Genomic DNA, 24484 nt, shown 5'->3' with positions numbered 1-24484 from the left:
TTTTGTTTGATGGCTGTTCCCTCAGGCGCCGACGCTGGCGAAAGCGCGGCTGACGGGGGTCGCGCTGGAGCGGGCCGCTCCCTCGCGCTGATGGGCCAGATAACGGAAATAGGAGAGGATGAAGAGGCGAACCGCAGCGGTCAGACCGGAGTCGGCGCGCTGGCGGTCGATGCGCGAACAGATCTGGTTGATCGTCATGTTTTCACGCAGGCAGATCTCTTCAAGCGCTGCCCACATGGCAGGCTCCATGCGAATGCTGGTGCGACGATCCGCAACGGTGACGTTGCGAATGATGCTGGATTTGCTGGAAGCGGAGATATCATCCATGGCAGCGATGCCTGTCAGTAGTCGTGGGCCGTAATGGGCGCGATTGGTCGGGTTCCGGCCAGCTTGGCCTGCGAGCAGCATACCTGCTGTAACTTTAACAATTCTTCACAAAAGCTGGGGCAAAAGCAATTCAATTCGCGGAAGGGCAAACCGAAAGTAAGTTGTCATAGCACCGGTGGGTTGAGAGACATGGTGATTACCGCCGCAGAAGCCCCGGCTGACTTTGTCCGGCGGTTAAAGTAGAATCTGGCACGGTTCATAAGGGGCGCTGCCCGAATTCTGGAAAAGGCTTGGGTCATGGCGGCTGGAAACTCTGGGGACGACAAGAAAAAGGCACTGAAGGCCGCGCAGCGCGGCGCCGGCGTCAAGCAGGCCGCTGCCGCCAGTGAGCCGGAGCCGCTCTCCGAAGCCGCGCTTGCCATCGACAAGGCCAGCCGCAATGTTGGCGAGAGCCTGAACATGCAGCGCGCACGGCACATGATCGAAGGCGCCTTCAGCGATGAAGACAAGATCGCCGGCCTCGCCAAGGTCGTGCGCCACATGATGTATAACGACGGCAACAAGTAGGCGGCTGCCGCCTTCGTCCTCGCCTCTGCCTTACGCCCCGCCGCCGTAGCGGGATCACACCCGATTGTGGCGCGCTTCCTTGCCGGATGCCGGCCCGATGCGTTAGGTGCAGACAAGATCAGCCAATGATAAAAGCCGCGCCCTTGGGCGCCGGCGACAGGGAGCGGCACGATATGCGCGGCATGAGAATGCGCGGCGGCGATGACGGGCATGGCAGGCGCGAGGCCGCGCTGGAGCTGGGGGCGCTGGGCAACCTGATGCCCTATCTGTGGCCGCGCGGCGAGCGCGAGATGCGTCTGCGCGTCGTCATTGCCATGAGCTTTCTCATCGCCGGCAAGATCATCGGCGTCTATGTGCCCTATCTCTACAAGATGGTCATCGACGCGGTCTCGCCCCATGCCGGGCCGCTGACGGTCATTCCCATCGGCCTCATCGTGGCCTATGGCCTTGCCAATATCGGCTCGCTGGCCTTCAACGAATTGCGCGATGCCGTGTTCGCCAAGGTGGCGCAGCGGGCGATCCGCCGTGTCGGCCTTGCTGTTTTTGCCCATCTGCACCGCCTGTCGCTGCGCTTCCATCTCGACCGGCGTACCGGCGGGCTGTCCCGCTCCATCGAGCGCGGTACGCGCGGCATCGATACGCTCTTGCGTTTCATGCTCTTCAATATCCTGCCGACGCTGGCGGAGATCGCGCTTGTCACCGTGGTCCTGTGGGGTCTGCTGGACGCCGCCTTTGCGCTGGTGACCCTTGGCACCGTTGTGATCTATATCGCCTATACGATCATCGTAACCGCCTGGCGGCTCCAGTTCCGCAAGGTGATGAACGAGCAGGACAGCAAGGCCAACACCAAGGCCATCGACAGCCTGCTGAACTTCGAGACCGTCAAGTATTTCGGCAACGAGCGCCATGAAGTGGCGCGCTATGACGAAGGGCTGGCGGCCTATGAAAAGGCGGCCGTGCGGTCGCTCACCTCGCTCTCGCTGCTCAATATCGGCCAGTCGGCCATCATCTCGCTCGGCACCACCGTGGTCATGCTGATGGCGGCGCGGGGGATCGCCGGGGGCACGCTCACTTCCGGCGACATGGTGATGGTGGTGGGCTATCTGATGCAGCTCTATCGCCCGCTCGGTTTCTTCGGCTTCGTCTATCGCGAGATCAAGCAGGCGCTCGTCGATATCGACGACATGTTCGAGCTGCTGGACCAGAAGCAGGAAGTGCAGGACGTAGCCAGCGCCCCGGCCCTGGCGGTGACCGGCGGCAGCATTGCCTTCGAGGGGGTGGAGTTCGGCTACGATGCCCGCCGCCCCATTCTCAAGGGCGTGTCCTTCACTGTGCCGGCGGGCGGCAGCGTTGCCATCGTCGGGCCGACGGGGGCGGGCAAATCCACCATCAGCCGGCTGCTTTTCCGCTTTTATGACGTAACCGGCGGGCGCATCACCGTCGACGGGCAGGATATCCGTGGCATTTCGCAGGAGAGCCTGCGCGGCTCGCTGGGTATCGTCCCGCAGGATACCGTACTCTTCAACGATACCGTCTATTACAACATCGCCTATGGCCGCCCTTCGGCCACGAGGGCGGAAGTGGAGGCGGCGGCGCGGCTTGCCCATATCCACGATTTCGTCATGAGCCTGCCGGATGGTTACGAGACCATGGTGGGCGAGCGCGGGCTCAAGCTTTCCGGCGGTGAGAAGCAGCGTGTGGCGATCGCCCGCACCATCCTCAAGGATCCGCCGATCATCCTGTTCGATGAAGCGACCTCCGCGCTCGACACCCACACCGAAAAGCAGATCCAGACCAACCTGCGCGAAGTCTCGCGCGGGCGCACCACGCTGATGATCGCCCACCGCCTGTCCACCGTGGTGGAGGCGGACCAGATCATCGTGCTGGAAGGCGGCGTGATCGTGGAGCGCGGCACCCATGGCGAACTGCTCGATCTCGGCGCAAAGTATGCCGAGCTCTGGCAACGCCAGCTGGAGGCCGGCGAAGGCGAGCAGCAGGCGGCCGAATAGGCCGGCACGGTATCCACCGGTCAGATCGTAAGAGCACTTGCTTGCCGCGATAGAAACGAATAGAGAACAAATTCACAGAAAATCACACCCGGGCGTGAAGAAGCTCGCAGCTTTTTCGGGCGTCCGGGCGTTTGCTCCTGTGTGCGGTTGTCCGCTACGGCGGCCCCGCCGATGGATTTGATGATGAGGTGCCCACGATGAACGCGTTCGCTGCCTTTGCTTCCGATGCCCTGGTCCGTGCTGATGCCGGCCTTGAGGCGCCGGCTGCCGTCCTCGAGCATCCGGGTGAAATCCTCGGCCGCAAGCTTGCCGATACCGGCGCCACCATTGCCGAACTCAGCCGGTCGAGTGGCCTTTCCAGCGATCTTGTGCTGGCATTGCTGCGCGGCGAGCGGGCGGTGACGTCCGACGTGGCGCTGGCGCTGGCCGATTTCTTCGGCTCCAGTGCCCGTGTGTGGCTCGACAGCCAGCGGGCTTTCGATGCCGCTGCCTATGCGCCGGCCTATGCCGGCCGCGCAGCCTGAGCTTCCGCAGCTTCTGCCGGCAGCCGCCACTCAAAGAAGCGGCAGATCTCGCTGATGTTACGGGCGCTGGAATAACTCGCGCGCTCTTCTGTTGCCACCATGCCCAGTTTGCCGAGCAGGGTGAGTGAGGCGGGATTGCGCAGCAGCGCCCCGGCCTCGATGCGGTCCGTGCCGAAATGACGGGCCGCCGCGGGCAGGGCGGCCCGTACAGCTTCTTCTATATAACCCCGGCGGCGGAAGGGCGCGCCCGTCCAGTAGCCGAGGCTGATGGTGCCGGGCTTTTCCCGATCCGGGCCGATACGGACCCATCCGACGATGCTGCCCGCCGGATGACCGCTCTCCACCTGCTTCAGGGCCGGGACGAGGGAAAGCGCGCCGCCCTGCGGCAGGTCAGCCTCCGCACGTTCAAGCCGGTTGCGCACCTCTTTCTCCGGCATCGGGGAAAACCACGTGGCCGTCATGGCGGCAACCTCGCCATCGACCAGTGCGGCGATCTCGCCGGCATCGGCAGGGCAGGCGAGACGCAGCACAAGGCGGCTGGTCTCCAGCGGCTGAAAGGGGCAGGGCTCTGGCATATTTCCTCGGTCCGGCGCAGGATGAAGAGGCCTTTTTGCGCAAGGCGGCAGGCTCCGGCAAGGCTTGCTGCGGATGCAGGGCAAGGCCGCATCTTTTGTGCGCCGCAGGCTGTTGACAAGCTCCATCATGTGACGCATAACACGCGCCGCTCCGGGCCGCTGGTTCTCCACAAGAGAGCCGCGGCCCGGTGCCATATAGCCGCCAGACTTTCCCGTCTTTTCAGGGATTTCCGGCGTGCGGCTAGGAGTGTAGCTCAATTGGTAGAGCACCGGTCTCCAAAACCGGGGGCTGGGGGTTCGAGACCCTCCACTCCTGCCAGCCGCACCGGGAATAAGTGCTGAAAAAGTGGTGAAGGTTCGCCCGGCTGGTGAGGCGTCTGGAGCGCCATCTGCCTGATATTCCACGAGCTTCGTGGGGAGCAGGGGAGATGTAGCGCACGGGCGCCCATTGGCTTGAGGCGGGCGATCCGGCGGCCGGATGGCAAGGCGATCAGGGATTCGGGTCCCAATAAGGTTCTGGGTCGGGTTCAGGCGTGGCTGGGGGTATCGAAAGAGGCTCCCCTCGTGAACGGCGAGAGATATGGCGAAGTTCAATCCGGTGCAGTTTTTCAATCAGGTCAAGCAGGAAGGCCGGCGTATCACCTGGCCGAGCCGCAAGGAGACCCTGGTTTCGACCGCGATGGTGTTTGGCTTCGTGATCGCCGCGTCGATCTTCTTTCTGGCGGTCGATGCGGTCCTGAGCTTCTCGATCGGCAAGATCCTCGGTTTCGGAGGCTGAAGAGTACAATGGCTGCACGTTGGTACGTAATTCACGCCTATTCCGGCTTCGAGAAGAAGGTCGCGCAGAACATCCTCGAGAAGGCTGCCCAAAAGGGCCTTGAGGAGAAGTTTGTCGAGGTGATCGTCCCCACCGAGGAAGTGGTGGAAGTTCGCCGCGGCCAGAAGGTGAATGCAGAGCGCAAGTTCTTCCCCGGCTACGTGCTGGCGAAGATGGAGCTGACCGACGAGACCTGGTCGCTGGTGCGCAACATTCCCAAGGTGACCAACTTCCTTGGCGGTGGCGGTCGTCCGCAGCCGATCACGGAAACGGAAGCCCAGCGTATCCTGCAGCAGGTGCAGGAAGGTGTTGAGAAGCCCAAGCCCTCGATCTCCTACGAGGTCGGCGAGACGGTGCGGGTGGCCGATGGTCCGTTCACGTCGTTCAGCGGCGTGGTCGAGGAAGTGGACGAAGAGCGCGCACGCCTCAAGGTGTCGGTGTCGATCTTCGGTCGTGCGACCCCGGTCGAACTGGAATATGCGCAGGTGGAAAAGGCCTGAGAAGGTCACCAGCCAGCGTTTCGTTAGCGAGATTTGTCCCGCCGGGGTCTTGACCCGGGTGGGGCGGGCCGCCGGGTGGCGATGAGCTGCCAGACGGTCAAACCCGGTGCGGGAGGCCATCCCTTAGGCCGTGACCGCACAAGAGGAGTGAGTAAGGGAACATGGCAAAGAAAGTCATTGGCCTCATTAAGTTGCAGGTCCCGGCGGGTAAGGCCAACCCGTCTCCGCCCATCGGTCCCGCGCTCGGTCAGCGCGGTCTGAACATCATGGAATTCTGCAAGGCGTTCAACGCCAAGACCCAGAGCCTCGAGCCGGGCATGCCGATTCCCGTGGTGATCACCGCCTATGGCGACCGTACCTTCACCTTCGAAACCAAGACCCCGCCGGTCAGCTACTTCATCAAGAAGGCTGCCAAGCTGGACAAGGGTTCGCAGACCCCGGGTCGTGGCACCGCCGGTTCGGTGAGCATGGCTCAGGTCCGTGAGATCGCTCAGACCAAGATGGTCGATCTCAATGCAAACGACCTGGAAGGCGCCGTCCAGATGATCCTGGGCTCCGCGCGTTCCATGGGCATCGAAGTGACGGGGTAAGGGTAAATGGCGAAAGTTGGTAAGCGCCTGAAGAAGGCCTACGAGGGTCTGGACCGCGAAAAGTTCTACGCCCTCACCGAAGCCGTCAGCACGATCAAGGGCCGTTCCGCGACCAAGTTCGACGAGACGCTCGAAATCGCGATGAATCTCGGTGTTGACCCGCGTCACGCTGACCAGATGGTCCGTGGCATGGTTCAGCTGCCGCACGGCACCGGCAAGACGGTGCGCGTGGCTGTGTTCGCCAAGGGCCCGAAGGCTGATGAAGCCAAGGCCGCCGGTGCGGACATCGTCGGTGCGGAAGACCTGATGGCCGAAATCCAGAACGGCAAGATCGATTTCGATCGCTGCATTGCCGCTCCGGACATGATGGGCGTCGTTGGCCGCCTCGGTAAGGTTCTCGGCCCGCGCGGCCTGATGCCGAACCCGAAGCTCGGCACCGTGACCCCGGACGTGGCCGGCGCCGTCAAGGCCGCCAAGTCCGGCTCCATCGAGTTCCGCTGCGAGAAGACCGGTATCGTGCATGCCGGTATCGGCCGCGTGAGCTTCGATGAAGCCAAGCTGATCGAGAACGTCCAGGCGTTCGTCGATGCCATCACCCGCGCCAAGCCGACCGGCGCCAAGGGCACCTACATCAAGAAGGTGTCCCTGAGCTCCACGATGGGCCCGGGCCTGAAGCTCGACGTGACCCAGATCGGCTGATTGCCGGTTCTGCGACGTTGACGAAATCCCCCGTCTTTCCCTTTGGGAAGGGCGGGGTAGCCCCCGGCGGGGGCGTGTCCGGGAAACCGGATAGACCACCGCCGGCGGCACCTGTCCGAGACTGCAGGTGTGTGGCATCCGCCAGACTTAAATGCCCTGCATAGACGGGAGTGAAACCGGAATTTTAAGGCGAAAGCCGCCGGCCTTTGGTCAGCTGTCTTTCCTTGAATACCCGGCTTGAACTTCTGGGACAGGATCCGAACCGGGCGGGTTTTCGGAGCCGAAAGGCTTTGGAAACGCGCCCAAAGGTGTGAACCGGCTTCCGCCGCCGAACCTTGCCATCCGGCAGGGCGAGGCTGGAAGCCACCCCGAAAGGGCGAAAGGAGCGTTCCGTGAACCGTACCGAAAAGGAAACCACGGTCGCGGCACTCAATCAGGCTCTGTCCGAGGCTGCCATCATCGTCGTTGTCCGTCAGTCGGGCATGTCGGTGGGCGAATCGACGAACCTGCGCCGCAAGATGCGCGAAGCGGGGGCGGCCTTCAAGGTCACCAAGAATACGCTTGCGCGTCTCGCCTTGAAGGGCACGCCGTTCGAGAAGAGTGAGGACCTGTTTTCCGGTCCGACCGCGATTGGCTACTCCGCCGATCCGGTTGCAGCCGCCAAGGTGCTCAGCGAGTTCGCCAAGACGAATGACAAGGTTCAGATCGTCGGTGGTGCGCTGGGAACTCAGGTGCTCGACGCCGCTGGTGTCGACGCCCTGGCCAAGCTGCCGTCCCTCGACGAGCTGCGTGCCAAGATCATCGGTGTCATCAGTGCTCCGGCCCAGAAACTGGCGTCGATCACTCAGGCTCCGGCTGGTCAGTTGGCTCGCGTGCTCAACGCGTATGCCACCAAGGACGCGGCCTGAGCAGGCCCTTCCGGCAGCCGCGTGAGCGCCGCCGGATAACCTGCCAGAACCGAGTGCCAGAACCAAAATCGGCCCGCCCCCTTGCGGCGGCGCCATGTTCAAGCCACATCAAGTAGAGAGATTTATCAAATGGCCGATCTTAACAACCTCGTTGAAGCCCTGTCCGCTCTCACCGTCCTGGAGGCCGCCGAGCTCTCCAAGATGCTCGAAGAGAAGTGGGGCGTTTCCGCCGCCGCTCCGGTGGCCGTTGCTGCCGCCGCTCCGGCTGGTGGTGGCGCTGCCGCCGCTGCTGAAGAGCAGACCGAGTTCAACGTGATCCTCGCCGACGCCGGCGACAAGAAGATCAACGTTATCAAGGAAGTCCGCGCCATCACCGGCCTGGGCCTCAAGGAAGCCAAGGACCTCGTCGAAGGCGCTCCGAAGCCCGTCAAGGAAGGCGTGTCCAAGGACGAAGCTGCTGCTATCAAGAAGCAGCTCGAAGAGGCTGGTGCCAAGGTCGAAGTCAAGTAAGACTCCGGTTCTGGTAACTTGTCGTTAAAAGTTTAAGGGTTGACGCTGGACCTTCTCCTCTTCCTCGGGTAGAGGAGACGGTTCGGCGTCACCCTTGCTTTATAGGGCGCCCGGTCGGTATCGCACCGCCCGGGTTTGCCTGTCACCGGCAGACGGATCCTTGATCTTCCAAGGGGTTTCCCTGGAAATTCTGGATGTGTGCCGGTCCGTTTTCCGGAGTCGGGCCCAGCCGAAGGCCGCGCCTCGCGGGACACAAGCTGCTTCGCCACAAGGCGGGGCGGTAACTGCCGTCATCGCCGTCGCGGTGATGGACACGGGTCGAAAGCGATCACGAGGGACACTCATGGCCAAGTCGTTCACGGGTCGGAAGCGCGTTCGTAAGAGCTTCGGGCGTATCCCCGAAGTCATCCGGATGCCGAACCTGATCGAGGTTCAACGGAACTCCTACGAACAGTTCCTGCAGATGCATGTTACGCCTGAAAAGCGCGAACTGCTGGGCTTGCAGGAGGTTTTCAAGTCCGTATTTCCGATCAAGGACTTCTCGGGCCGTGCCGAGATTGATTTTGTCCGGTACGAGCTGGAGCAGCCGAAGTACGACGTCGAGGAATGCCAGCAGCGCGGCATGACGTTCGCGGCGCCGCTCAAGGTGACCCTGCGCCTCTCCGTCTTCGACGTTGACGAGGACACCGGCCTGCGTTCGATCCGCGACATCAAGGAGCAGGATGTCTACATGGGCGACATGCCGCTCATGACCGACAACGGCACCTTCGTCGTCAACGGCACCGAGCGCGTCATCGTCTCCCAGATGCACCGCTCCCCGGGCGTGTTCTTCGACCACGACCGCGGCAAGACCCATTCTTCGGGCAAGTATCTGTTCGCTGCCCGCGTGATCCCCTATCGCGGTTCCTGGCTCGACTTCGAGTTCGACGCCAAGGACATCGTCTATGTCCGTATCGACCGCCGCCGCAAGCTGCCCGCCACCACGCTGCTCTATGTCCTGGATGGTCTCGCCACCGAGGCGCTGCGTGCCAAGCGCGAAGGCGAGAACAAGAAGCTCGCCCCGTTCGAGGCGCAGGGCATGTCCCGCGAGGAGATCCTCTCCTACTTCTATGGCAAGATCACCTACACCAAGGTGAAGGACGGCTGGCGCATTCCGTTTGCGCCCGAGCTGCTCAAGGGCCAGAAGATCGCCACCGACCTGGTCGATGCCGACACCGGCGAGACCGTGGCCGAAGCCGGCACCAAGATGACCCCGCGCCAGCTCAAGAAGCTGGAAGAGGCTGGCCTCAAGTCCATCCTCGTGCGCGACGATGAAGTGCTCAGCCGTTACCTGGCCGAAGACATCATCAACGAGAAGACCGGCGAAGTCTGGTACGAGGCGGGTGACGAGATCACCGCCGAGACGCTGGAGAAGCTGCTTGAGCGTAACATCGACGTGCTGCCGACGCTGCACATCGACCACCTCAACATCGGCCCCTATATGCGCAACACCCTCATGGTGGACCGCAATGGCTGCCGTGAAGAGGCGCTCATCGACATCTACCGTGTCATGCGTCCGGGCGAGCCGCCGACCCTTGAGTCCGCCGAAGCCCTGATCTCCGGCCTGTTCTTCGACAACGAGCGCTACGACCTTTCCTCGGTCGGCCGTGTGAAGATGAACGCGCGCCTCGGCTTCGAGACCTCCGACCAGCTGCGCGTGCTGCGCAAGCAGGACATCCTTGAGATCCTGCGCGTCCTGCACGAGCTTAAGGACGGCCGCGGTGAGATCGACGATATCGACCATCTGGGCAACCGTCGTGTTCGCTCCGTCGGCGAGCTGATGGAGAACCAGTACCGCGTCGGCCTGCTGCGCATGGAGCGTGCGATCCGCGAGCGTATGAGCTCGGTGGATATCGATACCGTCATGCCGCATGACCTCATCAACGCCAAGCCGGCAGCGGCAGCGGTGCGTGAGTTCTTCGGCTCCTCGCAGCTCAGCCAGTTCATGGACCAGACCAACCCGCTCTCCGAGATCACGCACAAGCGTCGTCTCTCGGCACTGGGCCCGGGCGGTCTGACCCGCGAGCGTGCCGGCTTCGAAGTGCGCGACGTTCATCCGACCCATTATGGCCGCATGTGCCCGATCGAAACGCCGGAAGGCCCGAACATCGGTCTCATCAACTCGCTGGCCACCTATGCGCGCGTCAACCAGTACGGCTTCATCGAAAGCCCGTACCGCAAGGTGACCGACGGCAAGGTGACCGACGAAGTGGTCTACATGTCGGCGATGGAAGAGGGCCGCTTCGCGATTGCCCAGGCTTCCGCTCCGCTGAACGCCGACCGCAGCTTCGAGGAAGAGCTCGTCTCCACCCGTGAGATGGGCGACTACATCCTCAAGCCGAACGACCAGATCGATTATATCGACGTGTCGCCGAAGCAGCTGGTGTCCGTCGCCGCGGCGCTCATCCCGTTCCTTGAGAACGACGACGCCAACCGCGCGCTGATGGGCTCCAACATGCAGCGTCAGGCCGTGCCGCTGGTGAAGGCCGAGGCACCGCTGGTCGGTACCGGCATGGAAGCGACTGTGGCCCGCGACAGCGGCGCTGCGATCTCTGCCCGCCGCGCCGGCATCGTCGACCAGATCGACGGTACCCGTATCGTGGTGCGTGCCACCGAGGATACCTCGGCGGACCGTCAGGGCGTCGACATCTACAAGCTGCGCAAGTACCAGCGCTCCAACCAGTCCACCGCCATCAACCAGCGTCCGCTGGTGAAGGTCGGTGACCGGGTGGCCAAGGGCGACATCATCGCCGACGGCCCCTCGACGGAGCTTGGCGAACTCGCCCTCGGCCGTAACGTGCTCGTCGCGTTCATGCCGTGGAATGGCTACAACTTCGAGGACTCCATCCTCATCTCCGAGCGCATCGTGTCGGAGGACGTGTTCACGTCCATCCACATCGAAGAGTTCGAGGTGATGGCCCGCGATACCAAGCTGGGCCAGGAAGAAATCACCCGCGACATTCCCAACGTCGGTGAAGAAGCCCTCAAGAACCTCGACGAAGCCGGTATCGTCTATATCGGCGCCGAAGTTCAGCCGGGCGACATCCTGGTCGGCAAGGTGACCCCGAAGGGCGAAAGCCCGATGACGCCGGAAGAGAAGCTTCTGCGCGCCATCTTCGGCGAGAAGGCCAGCGACGTGCGTGACACCTCGCTGCGTGTTCCGCCGGGTGTCACCGGCACGGTGGTTGATGTGCGCGTCTTCTCCCGCCGCGGCGTGGACAAGGACGAACGTGCTCTCGCCATCGAGCGCGCCCAGATCGAGCAGCTGGCCAAGGACCGCGATGACGAGCGCAAGATTCTCGAGCGCAACTTCTTCGCCCGCCTTGAAGAGCGCCTGATCGGCCAGACCGCCGTTTCCGGCCCGCGTGGCTTTGCCACCGGCAAGGTGATCGACAAGGCTGCCCTGGGTGAGTTCACCCCCGGCCAGTGGCGTCAGATCGCCGTTGCCGACGAAGCGGTGATGCAGGATGTCGAGGCCATGCTGAAGTCGTTTGACGACAGCGTGACCGAGCTCAACAGCCGTTTCGAGGACAAGGTCGAGAAGCTGCAGCGCGGCGACGAACTGCCCCCGGGCGTGATGAAGATGGTCAAGGTGTTCCTGGCGGTGAAGCGCAAGCTTCAGCCGGGCGACAAGATGGCCGGCCGTCACGGCAACAAGGGTGTTATCTCGCGCATCATGCCGATCGAGGACATGCCCTACCTTGAGGACGGTACCCATGTGGACATCGTGCTCAACCCGCTGGGTGTGCCGAGCCGCATGAATGTTGGCCAGATTCTCGAAACCCATCTTGGCTGGGCGTCGGCCGGTATCGGCCGCCAGATCGGCGAAGTGGTGGACGAGTATCAGCGCACGGCGCGCCAGGGCGGCGATACCGCCCAGCCGCTGATCAAGCTGAAGGACAAGCTGAAGGACGTTTATGGCGAGCGTGACTACGCCAGCGACGTTGCCGACCTCGATGAGGCAGAGCTGGTCGAAATGGCCGGTAACCTGCGCCGCGGCGTCCCCTTCGCAACCCCCGTCTTCGACGGTGCGCGCGAGGATGACATCGTGCACATGCTTGAGAAGGCCGGCCTCAGCTCCTCCGGTCAGGTGTCGCTGATCGACGGCCGTACGGGCGAGACCTTCGCCCGCAAGGTTACCGTCGGCTACATCTACATGCTGAAGCTGCACCACCTCGTGGACGACAAGATCCACGCCCGTTCCATCGGCCCCTACAGCCTCGTTACCCAGCAGCCGCTGGGAGGCAAGGCGCAGTTCGGTGGCCAGCGCTTCGGCGAAATGGAAGTCTGGGCGCTGGAAGCCTATGGCGCAGCGCACACCCTGCAGGAAATGCTCACGGTCAAGTCGGACGACGTCTCCGGCCGTACCAAGGTCTACGAGGCCATCGTACGCGGCGACGACAATTTCGAGTCCGGCATCCCCGAGAGCTTCAACGTTCTGGTCAAGGAGCTCAAGTCCCTCGGCCTCAACGTCGAACTCGAGCAGGGCGAGAAGTAAGAAGCCCCGTCGCGGGGTCGTCAGACGCCCCGGTGCCCGTCAAGGGTGCCGGGGCGATTGGCGCACCGGCAGGGGTTATACTTGTGTTTTTTCAGGCGGCATTTTCCCTCCATCCAGCCAGCGAGGGATGCCGCCGTCGGGTTCCGCCAGGCGGCACATGGCCGGAACCGCTGACACTTAGGAGTCGGGTGCATGAACGAACTGATGAATATCTTCGGTCAGGGTCAGACCCCGCAGAGCTTCGACCAGATCGCGATCAATATCGCCAGCCCGGAGCAGATCCTCTCCTGGTCCTTCGGCGAGATCAAGAAGCCGGAGACCATCAACTACCGGACCTTCAAGCCGGAGCGCGACGGCCTGTTCTGCGCCCGCATCTTCGGTCCGATCAAGGATTACGAGTGCTTGTGCGGCAAGTACAAGCGCATGAAGTACAAGGGCATCATCTGCGAAAAGTGCGGCGTGGAAGTGACGCTGGCCAAGGTGCGCCGCGAGCGCATGGGCCACATCCAGCTCGCCAGCCCCGTTGCGCATATCTGGTTCCTGAAGTCCCTGCCCAGCCGCATCGGCATGCTGCTGGACATGACGCTCAAGGATCTGGAGAAGGTGCTGTACTTCGAGGCCTACATGGTCACGGAGCCGGGCCTCACCCCGCTCAAGCAGTACCAGCTGCTCAATGAGGACGAGTATGTCAGCGCCGTCGAGAAGTACGGCGAGGACTTCACCGCCCTCATCGGCGCCGAAGCCCTGAAGGACATCCTCAAGGGTCTCGACCTGCCGGAAGAGAAGGAAAAGATCCGCGAGGATCTGCGCGAGACCTCGTCCGAGGCCAAGCGCAAGAAGCTGGTCAAGCGCCTGAAGATCGTCGAGGCCTTCATGACCTCCGGCGCCAAGCCGGAGTGGATGATCCTTGACGTCATCCCGGTCATTCCGCCCGAGCTGCGTCCGCTGGTTCCGCTCGATGGCGGCCGCTTCGCGACCTCTGACCTCAACGACCTCTACCGCCGCGTCATCAACCGCAACAACCGTCTGAAGCGGCTGATGGAACTGCGTGCGCCGGACATCATCGTGCGCAACGAAAAGCGCATGCTGCAGGAGTCCGTTGACGCGCTGTTCGACAACGGCCGCCGTGGCCGCGTGATCACCGGTGCCAACAAGCGTCCGCTGAAGTCGCTCGCCGACATGCTCAAGGGCAAGCAGGGCCGCTTCCGTCAGAACCTGCTCGGCAAGCGCGTCGACTACTCCGGCCGTTCGGTCATCGTGGTCGGCCCGGAAATGAAGCTGCACCAGTGCGGCCTGCCGAAGAAGATGGCGCTGGAGCTGTTCAAGCCCTTCATCTACGCCAAGCTTGAGCTTTACGGCATGGCCTCCACGCTGAAGGCCGCCAAGCGCATGGTGGAGAAGGAGCGTCCGGAGGTCTGGGATATCCTCGAAGAGGTTATCCGCGAGCATCCGGTCATGCTGAACCGCGCCCCGACGCTGCACCGCCTCGGCATCCAGGCTTTCGAGCCGGTGCTGGTGGAAGGCAAGGCCATCCAGCTGCATCCGCTGGTCTGCACCGCCTTCAACGCTGACTTCGACGGCGACCAGATGGCCGTGCACGTTCCGCTGAGCCTCGAGGCCCAGCTGGAAGCGCGCGTCCTGATGATGTCGACCAACAACATCCTGTCGCCCGCACACGGCAAGCCGATCATCGTGCCGAGCCAGGACATCGTTCTGGGCCTCTATTACATCTCCATGGAGATGCAGGACTGGGTCGGCGAGGAAGTCCCGCTCAAGATCTTCGAGAAGGATCTCGACGGTCTGGCCGGTGCGCTCGGCCGTGGCGACATCGTGCTGCGCGACAGCTCCGACCCGGTGAACCCGCTGCGCTACGGCGCCATCGAGGGTCTGGCTGAGCTGGTCAAGAAGGCCGGCGTCACGCTGCACCGCGTGCCGACCTTCGCGAACCTGGGTGAAATCGAGCAGGCGCTGGCGGAGAAGACCATCTCCATGCACGCCCGCATCAAGTCGCGCTTCGTGACCCGCAACGAGGCAGGCGAGGAGATCGTCCAGAAGGTGTTCACCACCCCTGGCCGCATGATCCTCTCCTCCGTGCTGCCGAAGCACTACAAGGTGCCGTTCGACATCATCAACCGCGTGATGACCAAGAAGGAAATCACCGGCGTTATCGACCATGTCTATCGCCACTGCGGCCAGAAGGAGACGGTGATTTTCGCCGACCGCCTGATGGCTACCGGTTTTGGCTGGGCATGCCGCGCCGGCATCTCCTTCGGCAAGGACGACATGGTCGTGCCGGATGCCAAGCACGCGCTCGTTGCCGAGGCCCAGGCCAAGGTCAAGGAGTTCGAGCAGCAGTATCAGGACGGTCTGATCACCCAGGGTGAGAAGTACAACAAGGTCGTCGACGTGTGGTCCGCCTGCACCGAGCGCATCTCCGAGGAGATGATGAAGGTGATGTCGACCACCAAGGTCGGCACTCAGGTCAACTCCGTCTACATGATGGCTCACTCGGGCGCCCGTGGTTCCGCGGCGCAGATCAAGCAGCTTGCCGGTATGCGTGGCCTGATGGCCAAGCCGGACGGCTCGATCATCGAGACGCCGATCATCTCGAACTTCAAGGAAGGCCTTACCGTGGCGGAGTACTTCAACTCCACCCACGGCGCCCGTAAGGGTCTGGCCGACACCGCGCTCAAGACGGCGAACTCGGGTTATCTCACCCGCCGTCTCGTCGACGTGGCGCAGGACGTGGTCGTTCGCGAGATCGATTGCGGCACCACCGATGGCATCACCGTTGCCGCCGTTATCGACGGTGCCAACGTCATTGCCTCGCTGGGTGAGCGTATCCTTGGCCGTTCTGCCTCTGAGGATGTGAAGCATCCGCTCAGCGGCGAACTGCTGGTGGGTGCCGGCGAGATCATCGGCGAAGCCGAGGTCGATCTCATCGAGACCGCCGGTATCGACAAGGTCAAGATCCGCTCGGTGCTGACCTGCCGTACGACGGAAGGCATCTGCGCCTGCTGCTATGGCCGTGACCTTGCCCGCGGTACCGCGGTCAATATCGGTGAAGCGGTTGGCGTTATCGCCGCCCAGTCGATCGGCGAGCCGGGCACGCAGCTGACGATGCGTACGTTCCACATCGGCGGTGCGGCGCAGCGCGGTGCGGAACAGTCCTCCATCGAAGCCTCGGTGGATGCGACCATCCGCATCAACAACCGCAACGTCGTTATGAACTCCGACGGCGTGCCGATCGTCATGAGCCGCAACACCGAAGTGGTGCTGCTCGATGGCGCCGGTCGTGAGAAGGCCCGCCACAAGGTGCCGTATGGCGCCAAGCTGCTGGCGGACGAGGGCGTGAAGGTGTCGCGCGGCCAGAAGATGGCCGAGTGGGACCCGTACACCCTGCCGATCATCACGGAAAAGGAAGGTATCGCGAACTACGTCGACCTGACGGAGAACGTGTCCTTCCGCGAGGTGATGGATGAAGCCACCGGCATTTCCTACAAGGAAGTGATCGACTGGCGCGCCCAGCCGCGCGGCGGCGACCTGCGTCCGCGCATCACCCTGCGTGATGCCAATGGCGAAGTCGTCAACCTGCCGAACGGCATGGAAGCCCGTTACTTCATGTCCGTGGGCGCCATTCTCTCGGTGTCCAACGGCCAGCCGGTCAAGGCCGGTGACGTGCTCGCCCGTATCCCGCGTGAGTCCTCCAAGACCCGCGACATCACGGGCGGTCTGCCGCGCGTTGCCGAGCTGTTCGAAGCCCGCCGTCCGAAGGACTACGCGATCATCAGCGACATCGCTGGCCGCGTCGAATTCGGCCGCGACTACAAGACCAAGCGCCGCATCCTCGTCGTCCCGCATGAGGAAGGTGCCGATCCGAAGGAATACCTGATCCCCAAGGGCAAGCACCTGTCCGTGCAGGAAGGCGACTGGGTGGAGAAGGGCGACCTGCTGATGGACGGCAGCCCCGTGCCGCATGACATCCTGTCCGTCATGGGTGTCGAGGCTCTGGCCGACTACCTGATCAACGAGATCCAGGAAGTCTACCGTCTTCAGGGCGTGAAGATTAACGACAAGCACATCGAGGTCATCACCCGCCAGATGCTGCAGAAGGTGGAGATCACCGAAGCCGGTGACACCACGCTGCTGATCGGCGAGCAGGTCGACCGTCGTGAGTTTGACGTCGAAAACGAAAAGGCGATGACCGAGAACGGTCGCCCGGCAAAGGCGATCCCGGTTCTGCAGGGCATCACCAAGGCCTCGCTGCAGACGAATTCCTTCATCTCGGCAGCCTCCTTCCAGGAGACCACCCGCGTCCTCACCGAGGCGGCGGTCTATGGCAAGAAGGACACGCTGAATGGCCTCAAGGAAAACGTCATCGTCGGCCGCCTCATCCCCGCCGGTACCGGCGCGGTGCTGGAGCGTCTGAAGCGCGTTGCCGCCGAAGCCAAGGCCGGGACTCTGGAAAGCGGCGCTGCCGCCGCCCTGCCGGCAGACCCGGCCGAATAAGCCGGGCCAGAAGCCAGCTACTGAAAAGCCCCGCCGGAGCGATCCGGCGGGGCTTTTTGTATTCCCGCCGGGTATCGGAGGAGAGCAGAAAGTAAATCCAAGTGCATACCGATGAACAAAAAACGGGCCGGAATCTAACCTCATACGCAGATATGTCATCGCGCCGTCGGGTTTATAACCTCCCAGGCCATTGCGGCTTCGGTTTCTTTCCGCCTCGAGGAGGGGTCCATGTTCATCCGGTCCGGCAATCCGTCCGATCTCGATCCCGGCGCCCTTCGCCTGGCTGTCGACAAATCCTTCGCCTGCGTGGAATTTGCCGCGGATGGCATCATCACCGGCGCCAATGACAATTTCCTGCGGATGGCCGGCTATAGTCTCGCCGAGATCAAGGGCCGGCATGACAGTATCTTTGTCGATCCGCGCGAGGCCGGGAGTGACGCTTATCGCGAATTCTGGCGGCAGCTTGCGGCCGGCAAGGAGCAGGGGGGCGAATTTCGCCGGTTGCACAAATCGGGCGGAGAGCTCTGGCTGGAGGGCGCCTACAGCCCGGTGCCCGGGCAACATGGCAGGGTCGCCCGGGTCGTCAAGATCGCGACCGATATCACCGCCAGAAAGCTGGAGGTACCGTCAGGCGCCGGCAGGCTGCTGGCGGCGCACAGCACGCAGGCGGTCATCGAGTTTACGGCGGACGGCAGGGTCCTTGATGCCAATGACAATTTCCTGTCGATCATGGGCTATGAGCTGGCCGAGATCAGAGGGCAGCACCATTCCCTGTTTGTGCCGGAGGAGCAGGGCGATAGTGCGCATTACCGCAGTTTCTGGAACCGGCTGGCCGCAGGCGAGCATCAGGCGGGTCTTTTCTTTCGCCGTGGTCGGGACGGCAAAAAAATCTGGCTGCGCGCTGCCTACAACCCGGTCCTGGACGAGCAGGGAGTGGTCATCCGCGTTATAAAGTTTGCCACGGATGTGACCGCCCGCCAGCTTGAGGTCACGGAAAATACCGGTTGTGCTGGCGACGTTGCCGATGACGCCCCCTGACCCGAAGGTCCCGGCATTGGAAGCGAGCCGTCTTGAGAACAAAGCCCCGCAGGAGTGATCCGGCGGGGCTTTGTTGTTCGTATCGACGAGGAAAGGGCCAGTCGTCTGATGTAGAGCGGTAAACCCAAATACATACCAATGGACAGCAAACTGACAGGAACCTAGCCGCATACGCCGAGATGGATTGGCACAAACCAGATTATAAAACTCTCAGTCCTTGATGACTGTTTCTCTCCCGCCTGGAGTGACCCTTCATGCTCTTCCGGTCCCGCAGCCACACCGATGTTGACCAGGCCGCGCTACGCCTGGCGGTGGACAAATCCTTCGCCTGCATCGAATTCACGCCGGACGGTATTATAACCGGCGCCAATGAGAATTTCCTGCGCGCGGTCGGATATACGCTGACGGAGATCAAGGGCAGGCATCACAGCATGCTCGTCGATCCGGCGGAGACAAAAGGCGCGGCCTACGAGGAGTTTTGGCGCCAGCTGGCAGCAGGCAAGGAGCAGGTGGGCGAGTTTCGCCGGTTGCGCAAGTCAGGTGAGGATCTGTGGCTGGAAGCGGCCTATAGCCCACTGCTTGGCAGGGACGGCCGGGCAGTCAAGGTTATCAAGATTGCGACCGACATCACGGCAAAGAAGCAGGAAGCCGTGCTCAATGCTGGTCGCCTCTCTGCGATTAACAAGTCACAGGCGGTGATCGAGTTCACCGCCGATGGCACTATCCTTGATGCCAACGAGAATTTTATCGCGGTCATGGGATATGGGCTCGCCGAGATCAAAGGGCGCCATCATTCCCTGTTCGTGGCAGAGGCGGAACGTGAGAGTTCCGGATACCGCGATTTCTGGAAGAAGCTGGCTGCCGGTGAATATCAGTCGGGGCTTTTCCCGCGCGTTGCCCGAGGCGGGCGGGCCGTCTGGCTACGGGCAAGTTACAATCCGGTCCTCAATGCGCAGGGCAAGGTCGTACGGGTGGTCAAGTTCGCGACCGACGTAACCGCCCGGCAGGAAGAGGTTGCGGACAATGCGGGCCGCCTTGCTGCCATCGACCGGGCGCAGGCTGTCATTGAATTTATGTTGGATGGCACGATCGTTAGCGCCAACGCCAACTTCCTCAAGGCGCTCGGCTATACGCTCGAGGAAGTCCGGGGCAAGCATCACAGTATGTTTGTCGATCCGGCGGAGCGGGAGTCCGCTGCCTACAAGGCGTTCTGGGACAAGCTGCGCAAGGGCGAATACCAGGCCGATCAGTATCGCCGCATTGGCAAGGGCGGTCGCCCGGTCTGGATCGAAGCATCCTATAACCCGGTGCTGGACGCTTCCGGCAAGCCGCTCAAGATCGTCAAGTTCGCAACGGATGTGACGCAGAAGGTGCTGGAGGCGCAGAAGAACAAGCGCGTCAGCGAGATGCTTCACAACGTGGCCGCGGGCGCCGAGGAGCTGAACCTTTCAGTCCGGGAAATTTCCTCCAGCATGGCCAGTTCCAGCCGGACGGCAGGGCACGCAACCGGGCTCGCCGTCGAGGCGGACGGGGCTGCCAAGCGGCTTGCCTCTGCCGCGGAAGCCATGGGCGGCATCGTCGATGTCATCAACAACATCACTGGCCAGATCAACCTGTTGGCCCTGAACGCCACCATTGAATCCGCGCGGGCCGGCGAGGCGGGCAAGGGTTTTGCCGTCGTTGCCGGCGAGGTCAAGAACCTCGCCAACCAGGCCAAGGCCGCGACGGAGCGGATCTCCGGTGAAATCGAGGGTATGCGCGGCATTTCGGGTGACGTGACCAGTGCCCTCAACGCCATCCGCGGCTCGATCGACGAATTGACCGAGTATGTGAATTCAACGGCAGCCGCCATCGAGGAACAGAGTACGGTTGCCAACGAAATGGCGCAGAACATGCAGCGCGCGGCTGATGAGGCGGGGTCCTAGAAGAAACTCACCCGGCCCCGTACTCATCCAGCAGCTTGTCGAGCTCGGCGATCCATTCCACCAGGCGTGCAATATGCTGCCCGGTGGCTTCCTCGGATTCCACGCCGTCCAGATAGATCATGTTGCCGGCCTCCAGATAGGCCAGCGTGGCGTCGTGCCGGGCACGGGTAGCGCGCCATTCTTCCACGAGCTGTTCGATGGTGATCATCCCGCTGCTCCCTCCGGTTGGTCAGCGGCCCGGCCGGGTGAAGGCGGGGCCGCCTCTTGTTCCGCAAGAATAGCGCAGTCCTCCGGTCACGGGCAGGGGAGAACGATGCCGGCAGACGCGTTGGAGACCTGCCTCAGTAGGTGATGACGATCTGCACCGTGTCGATATAGGCACCGGCGCGTACCGGTTGCTGGGCGGGAATGCGCCCATACATGGTGTAGACGATGTCGAAGGGAAAAATCGTCACCAGAGAGCTGAAGCCCACATTGGCGGTGCCGCCGGTGCCATCTCCCCACACGCTCGAATACTGGTTGCTGAGATAGAGATTATAGCCGAGCGAAGCGCTGCCGTTTCTCATCTGCCGCGACGAGTAACTGCCGGCGCTGCCGGAGGAGAGCGACACGTTGAAAGTGAGCAGCAGCGTGACGAGCGAGGTGCAATGCACGGTCACGGTGGCGTTGGAGTAGGTTGCCGTCATATCGAACGGGCGGTAGATGCCAAAGGCAAGCGGGGTAGAGGTGGCGCTGCAGACGGCGGCCAGTGCGGGGTGGGCGCCGAGCAGGAACGCGGCGGCGATGGCGGCAAGGAAACGCCTGGCACGGCAGGTCATGGCGCGGTCTCCGGCTGGCAGGTATAGGGCCCAAGCATGGCGGCGGGCACTTCCGGCAGATCGAACTCCGCCACACAGCTTCCGCTCTCCCAGGTCGCGCTCAGGCGGCTGTGGGGCTTGAGGCCGCCGATATAGGCCTGCCCGTCATACCCGACGACCGATTTGTCGGTGGGGGAGGCAAGCCTCGCTCCCAGCGGCACCGGCGCGCCGTCCGGCAGCACCAGCAGGATGAGCGCTCGGGCGCTGTCATCGATGTCGAACTTGACGATGACACCGGAGCGCGACCGCGGCACGACCACCCGGCCTGGATCGATTACCGAGCGGTCGAAGGGGAAGTCCAGCGGTTCCACGGCAATGCGGTTGGAGGTGTAGGCGCGCAGATCATCCACCACCAGCTTGCCGGAAGCGCCGGTTTTTCCCACCTCGCGATTTTCGCGATAGACGGTGATATCCGGCTCGCCGCTGGTATCCACCACGGCAAAGGTATCGTTGATGGTATCGGCGGCAAAAAGCTCGCCATCCAGCCACAAAAGCGACCCGTTGGCGCCGGCGCGGATGCCGTTGCCCTGACTGGTGGAGCTTACATCCGCGCTCAGGTCACCCTGTTTGCCATTCCACATCATGCTGCCGTCAAAGCGGCTGTCGTCACCCCCCTCCTGGGCATCGGCGCGCCAGCCCCAGTCGCCATCACCGCGGGTAATGCGGGCGGCGGACTGGCGGAAGGTGGTGGCGGTCTGGCTGGTCTGTACGCCGGCCGAGGTGTCGTAACGCCCGAGCGGCAGCGAGATCGAGAGGCCGACATTGTAGTTGCGGGTGTCAAGATCGCTGCTGGCCGAAAGGATGAGGAAGGCCCGGTCGAAAACGAGGCGGCTGTAGGTGGCGCTGGCGACCGAGATGCGGTCCCCGTTGCTGCTGGTCTGGGAAAAGAAACCGGCACCAAGTGAGCCATCGAGCGCTGGCACGGGAAGGCCGATATTGAAGCGCAGTTGCTGCGTGGGCCAGTTGTCGCCGGCAAGGCTGGCAAGGTCGCCATAACCGTCGGTCGTCTGGGTGATCGAAGCGCCGTAGGAGATGGCCTGGCCATAATGTTCGAAATTGAGCGAGGCGAGGCCGCCGCCGGCGGTGTCCTCGTCACTGGTGCCGCCTGATTTGCGGCTGACGGCAAGGGCGCCGCTGAGCACCCCGTAATTTCCCAGTTTGTAGAGTGCACCGCCACCGGCAAGGGCAAGGCTCCTGGCGAACTCTCCATGCCCCTCGAAGGTGAGGGTGTCGTCGAAGCCGTAACGCAGCGTGGTCTCGGCGGCGGGTACGCCATAGTCGAAGCTTGAGACGCCGTAGTTCTCGCGGATGGCGCCGGCGGAAATGGAATAGTCGAAGAGGCCGGGCGCCAGCAGGCCCTGGCTGGCATAAAACGGGATGACCTGCACGGTCTGCCGACCGAGTGCATCGCGCACCACCACCCGGGCCTCCCCCTGGCCGTTCACCACCGGCAGGTCGTTGAGCTCGAACGGGCCGGCCGGCACGTTCTGGCGGGTGTAGAGTGTGTCGTTGATATAGACATCCACGACCGACGGCACGCTGGTGCTGCCCTGGATGATCGGGGTGGGAGTGGTGATGAGGTCAGGCCGGAGATCCCGGTTGGTGCCGAAGCGGGCTCCCCCCATGCGGATGGGACGAGACCAGGCAAGGCCGCCGGTGATGCTGTCACCAAGCTGGTAGGAAAACAGCGTATCCGGGTTGTCAGCCGCATAGGCGGTATCGAGGCGGATCGTCTGGGGCGAGGTTGAATCGAGGTCGGCAATGAAACTGGTGCTGGCCAGCCCGTCGCCGTGAAAGAACCGCAGCTCGCCAGAACCGGCAAGGCGGGTACTGGTGCCTGAAGGATCGTCGACCTGTTCGCCGAACAGGTCATAATTGAGCACGCCGCCGAAACTCTGGATGTCGTTGGTGGGTTTCAGCGCGCGGCCGTGGGGGCGCAGTTGTACCACGAAGGAGCGATCAAGCAGGTTGCGACCGGCGACCAGATCGATGCTCTGCTTGCGTTCATCGTAATTGTAGGTGAGTTCGGGGATATCACCGAGATCAACCATGCCCTGTGCGTCGCCGCCGACACCGGTAAGCGGCAGGCCGATACGACGCATGTCGTCCAGCGAGGCAAGCATATGGTCTCCCTGCTGCTCGAAGGCGATGATCTCTCCCAGCGGCCGGCCGTTAAGCGCGACATCCAGCAGCAACGCTTCCGCCTGTGCCGGAACTGCGCGCAGGGTGAGCCCGGCGATAACGGCGCCGAGTGCCAGCAGCCGGCGGCTGTTATCTGACATCGACGCTGATGGACAGCGGACCGGCCTCGGTTACGGCATTGACCTCCAGTTTTGCCGGCAGGACCTCTCCGGCCGCGTCGAGCCGCCAGAGGCGGCTTTCCCCGGCCAGCACATAACCGGCAAGTCCATCCTGCCGGGCGATTTCCTGGCCGTCCGGAGTCTTGACCACCAGATTGGCGAGCTTGGCCCGGCGGGCGCCGCTGTTGCTGGCTGTAAGGGAAAACCCGCCTCCGGGACTGCGGCTGGCGCTCCAGGCGAGCGACGATTTGGCATTGCCGGTCGTTCCGGCAAAAACCGGCAAGCTGAAGCGGATCGGCAGTTGGATCGCCTGCTGCTGACCTTCCGCGACCGGCAGTTCGTCCACCAGCAGCCGGTAGCCGGTTTCGCTGGGGGGCGACTGCCGCAACAGCACGCGCACGACCTGTTCTTCTCCCGGCTTGAGGGTGAACAGGGGCGGGCTGACCAGCAGGCTGGTAGTGGGTTGCAGGTCATCGCTCCCATTCGGCTGGTGCCAGTCAAAGGCGCGGACCTGAATGGTTGAATCCCTGTTGCCATTGTTGCTCACGAGCAGGGTGGCCGCGGGCCGGGCTGCCGGGAGCTCAAGCGTGACCGGCGATACCTGCAGGGCGGCATTTGCCGGTGCGGAGGGCAGGAAGGAGAGGAGGGCTGCCAGAAGGGCGAAGCGGGTAACCGGCCTACCGGGTCGCCGCAAGGCTGACTGCGTGGCTGGGCGTGTGATGCGAATAACCCTCCTTTCTGGCGATTAGTAGGCGACGGTCACCGTGATCGTGTCGAGATAGGAGCCCGGGGTCGCCGCCTGGTTGACCGGCATGCTGCCGTAAACGGTAAGGTTCTGCGCAGTACCCGAACCGGTTCCGGCCTGGGTTACACCGGTGGAGCCGTCACCCCACACGGTCGAGTAGGCGCTGGTGGTGTAGAGCTGGTAGCTGAGCTTGGCGGTCGAGCCGCTGTCCGTGTTGCGCATCTGGCGGGTGGCCAGACTGCCGTTCACACCGCCATTGAGCGCAACGGCGTAGGTCGTGCCGTTGGTGCAGGTCACCGAGATGTTAGATGACGCGGTATTGGGTGCACCGGAGGAAATCGAGTAGGTGCCGAAGGCAAGATCGCTGGCGTCCACGAGGCACTCATTATTGACGGTGGCCGTCACATTAAACGTGTCCGTCGCGGTGCCGGCCTGGGCGGCAGTGGCGACGGCGATGAAGGCCGTGGCCGTTGCGGCGATGCGCAGGGCCCGGGTGTTGGACTTCACGACAGACGCGAAACGGAGCGTCACACTCATGGTCATCTCC

At 63.0% G+C, this 24484-nt stretch carries 20 protein-coding genes and 1 tRNA gene; 14 read left to right on the top strand and 7 right to left on the bottom strand.

Going from position 1 to position 24484, the window contains the following annotated elements:
* Positions 1–21: 21 nt before the first annotated feature.
* The gene (locus QTL98_RS14620) at positions 22–327 is read right to left on the bottom strand and encodes a ribbon-helix-helix domain-containing protein (RefSeq protein WP_445679200.1); all 306 of its coding nucleotides are present in this window, start codon (positions 325–327) and stop codon (positions 22–24) included.
* Positions 328–624: 297 nt separating this feature from the next.
* On the opposite strand from QTL98_RS14620, the gene QTL98_RS14615 reads away from it, so the two are divergent.
* From QTL98_RS14615 to QTL98_RS14605, 3 genes are all read left to right on the top strand, one after another.
* Positions 625–894, top strand: a complete 270-nt coding sequence (locus QTL98_RS14615) for a hypothetical protein (protein WP_445679199.1) — start codon at positions 625–627, stop codon at positions 892–894.
* A 182-nt stretch (positions 895–1076) separates the two neighbouring features.
* The gene (locus tag QTL98_RS14610) at positions 1077–2903 is read left to right on the top strand and encodes an ABCB family ABC transporter ATP-binding protein/permease (RefSeq protein WP_510637578.1); all 1827 of its coding nucleotides are present in this window, start codon (positions 1077–1079) and stop codon (positions 2901–2903) included.
* 197 nt (positions 2904–3100) lie between these two features.
* Positions 3101–3427, top strand: a complete 327-nt coding sequence (locus QTL98_RS14605) for a HigA family addiction module antitoxin (protein ID WP_445679197.1) — start codon at positions 3101–3103, stop codon at positions 3425–3427.
* On the opposite strand, the gene QTL98_RS14600 is transcribed toward QTL98_RS14605, so the two are convergent.
* Entirely contained in the window at positions 3406–4002 is a 597-nt protein-coding gene (locus QTL98_RS14600) for a GNAT family N-acetyltransferase (RefSeq protein ID WP_445679196.1), read from the bottom strand. The genes QTL98_RS14605 and QTL98_RS14600 overlap by 22 nt on opposite strands.
* 243 nt (positions 4003–4245) lie before the next feature.
* Between QTL98_RS14600 and QTL98_RS14595 the strand changes: the two genes are divergently transcribed.
* The 11 genes from QTL98_RS14595 (at position 4246) to QTL98_RS14545 (ending at position 20035) form a co-directional block, all read left to right on the top strand.
* A tRNA-Trp gene (locus QTL98_RS14595) sits at positions 4246–4321 on the top strand.
* Positions 4322–4582: 261 nt separating this feature from the next.
* Positions 4583–4780, top strand: a complete 198-nt coding sequence (secE, locus tag QTL98_RS14590; protein WP_445679195.1) for a preprotein translocase subunit SecE — start codon at positions 4583–4585, stop codon at positions 4778–4780.
* 8 nt (positions 4781–4788) lie between these two features.
* A complete protein-coding gene (nusG, locus tag QTL98_RS14585) occupies positions 4789–5319 on the top strand; it encodes a transcription termination/antitermination protein NusG (RefSeq protein ID WP_445679194.1) in 531 nt (176 codons plus the stop codon).
* Between the two features lie 161 nt (positions 5320–5480).
* The gene (gene rplK, locus QTL98_RS14580) at positions 5481–5909 is read left to right on the top strand and encodes a 50S ribosomal protein L11 (RefSeq protein WP_445679193.1); all 429 of its coding nucleotides are present in this window, start codon (positions 5481–5483) and stop codon (positions 5907–5909) included.
* A gap of 6 nt (positions 5910–5915) precedes the next feature.
* Positions 5916–6608, top strand: coding sequence for a 50S ribosomal protein L1 (rplA, locus tag QTL98_RS14575; protein ID WP_445679192.1), 693 nt, complete (start codon positions 5916–5918; stop codon positions 6606–6608).
* A gap of 392 nt (positions 6609–7000) precedes the next feature.
* Entirely contained in the window at positions 7001–7516 is a 516-nt protein-coding gene (gene rplJ / locus QTL98_RS14570) for a 50S ribosomal protein L10 (protein WP_445679191.1), read from the top strand.
* Positions 7517–7645: 129 nt separating this feature from the next.
* Positions 7646–8026, top strand: a complete 381-nt coding sequence (rplL, locus tag QTL98_RS14565) for a 50S ribosomal protein L7/L12 (protein ID WP_445679190.1) — start codon at positions 7646–7648, stop codon at positions 8024–8026.
* Positions 8027–8369: 343 nt separating this feature from the next.
* Positions 8370–12563 (top strand): DNA-directed RNA polymerase subunit beta, encoded by a 4194-nt coding sequence (rpoB, locus tag QTL98_RS14560; protein WP_445679189.1) that lies wholly within the window; start codon positions 8370–8372, stop codon positions 12561–12563.
* A 192-nt stretch (positions 12564–12755) separates the two neighbouring features.
* Positions 12756–17072, top strand: a complete 4317-nt coding sequence (gene rpoC / locus QTL98_RS14555; protein WP_445679188.1) for a DNA-directed RNA polymerase subunit beta' — start codon at positions 12756–12758, stop codon at positions 17070–17072.
* 228 nt (positions 17073–17300) lie between these two features.
* Positions 17301–18110: a PAS domain-containing protein gene (locus tag QTL98_RS14550; protein ID WP_445679187.1), complete on the top strand. Its 810-nt coding sequence runs from the start codon at positions 17301–17303 to the stop codon at positions 18108–18110.
* A 254-nt stretch (positions 18111–18364) separates the two neighbouring features.
* Positions 18365–20035, top strand: a complete 1671-nt coding sequence (locus QTL98_RS14545) for a methyl-accepting chemotaxis protein (protein WP_445679186.1) — start codon at positions 18365–18367, stop codon at positions 20033–20035.
* A gap of 7 nt (positions 20036–20042) precedes the next feature.
* Here the strand turns inward: QTL98_RS14545 and QTL98_RS14540 are convergent, their stop codons facing one another.
* From QTL98_RS14540 to QTL98_RS14520, 5 genes are all read right to left on the bottom strand, one after another.
* A complete protein-coding gene (locus tag QTL98_RS14540) occupies positions 20043–20243 on the bottom strand; it encodes a hypothetical protein (RefSeq protein ID WP_445679185.1) in 201 nt (66 codons plus the stop codon).
* 133 nt (positions 20244–20376) lie between these two features.
* On the bottom strand, positions 20377–20853 hold the full coding sequence (locus QTL98_RS14535; protein WP_445679184.1) for a Csu type fimbrial protein: 477 nt from the start codon (positions 20851–20853) through the stop codon (positions 20377–20379).
* Entirely contained in the window at positions 20850–23174 is a 2325-nt protein-coding gene (locus tag QTL98_RS14530; RefSeq protein WP_445679183.1) for a fimbria/pilus outer membrane usher protein, read from the bottom strand. Before QTL98_RS14530 ends, QTL98_RS14535 begins: the two co-directional genes overlap by 4 nt.
* Complete coding sequence (locus QTL98_RS14525) at positions 23164–23886, bottom strand: fimbrial biogenesis chaperone (protein WP_445679182.1); 723 nt, start codon at positions 23884–23886, stop codon at positions 23164–23166. Before QTL98_RS14525 ends, QTL98_RS14530 begins: the two co-directional genes overlap by 11 nt.
* Before the next feature lie 51 nt (positions 23887–23937).
* Positions 23938–24474 (bottom strand): Csu type fimbrial protein, encoded by a 537-nt coding sequence (locus QTL98_RS14520; RefSeq protein ID WP_445679181.1) that lies wholly within the window; start codon positions 24472–24474, stop codon positions 23938–23940.
* Positions 24475–24484 lie beyond the last annotated feature (10 nt).

This window comes from Radicibacter daui, from assembly GCA_030657355.1.
Classification (GTDB): Bacteria; Pseudomonadota; Alphaproteobacteria; order Radicibacterales; family Radicibacteraceae; genus Radicibacter; species Radicibacter daui.
Note: the sequence above shows the minus strand (reverse complement) of the source record. Positions and strands in the feature narration are given on the sequence as shown.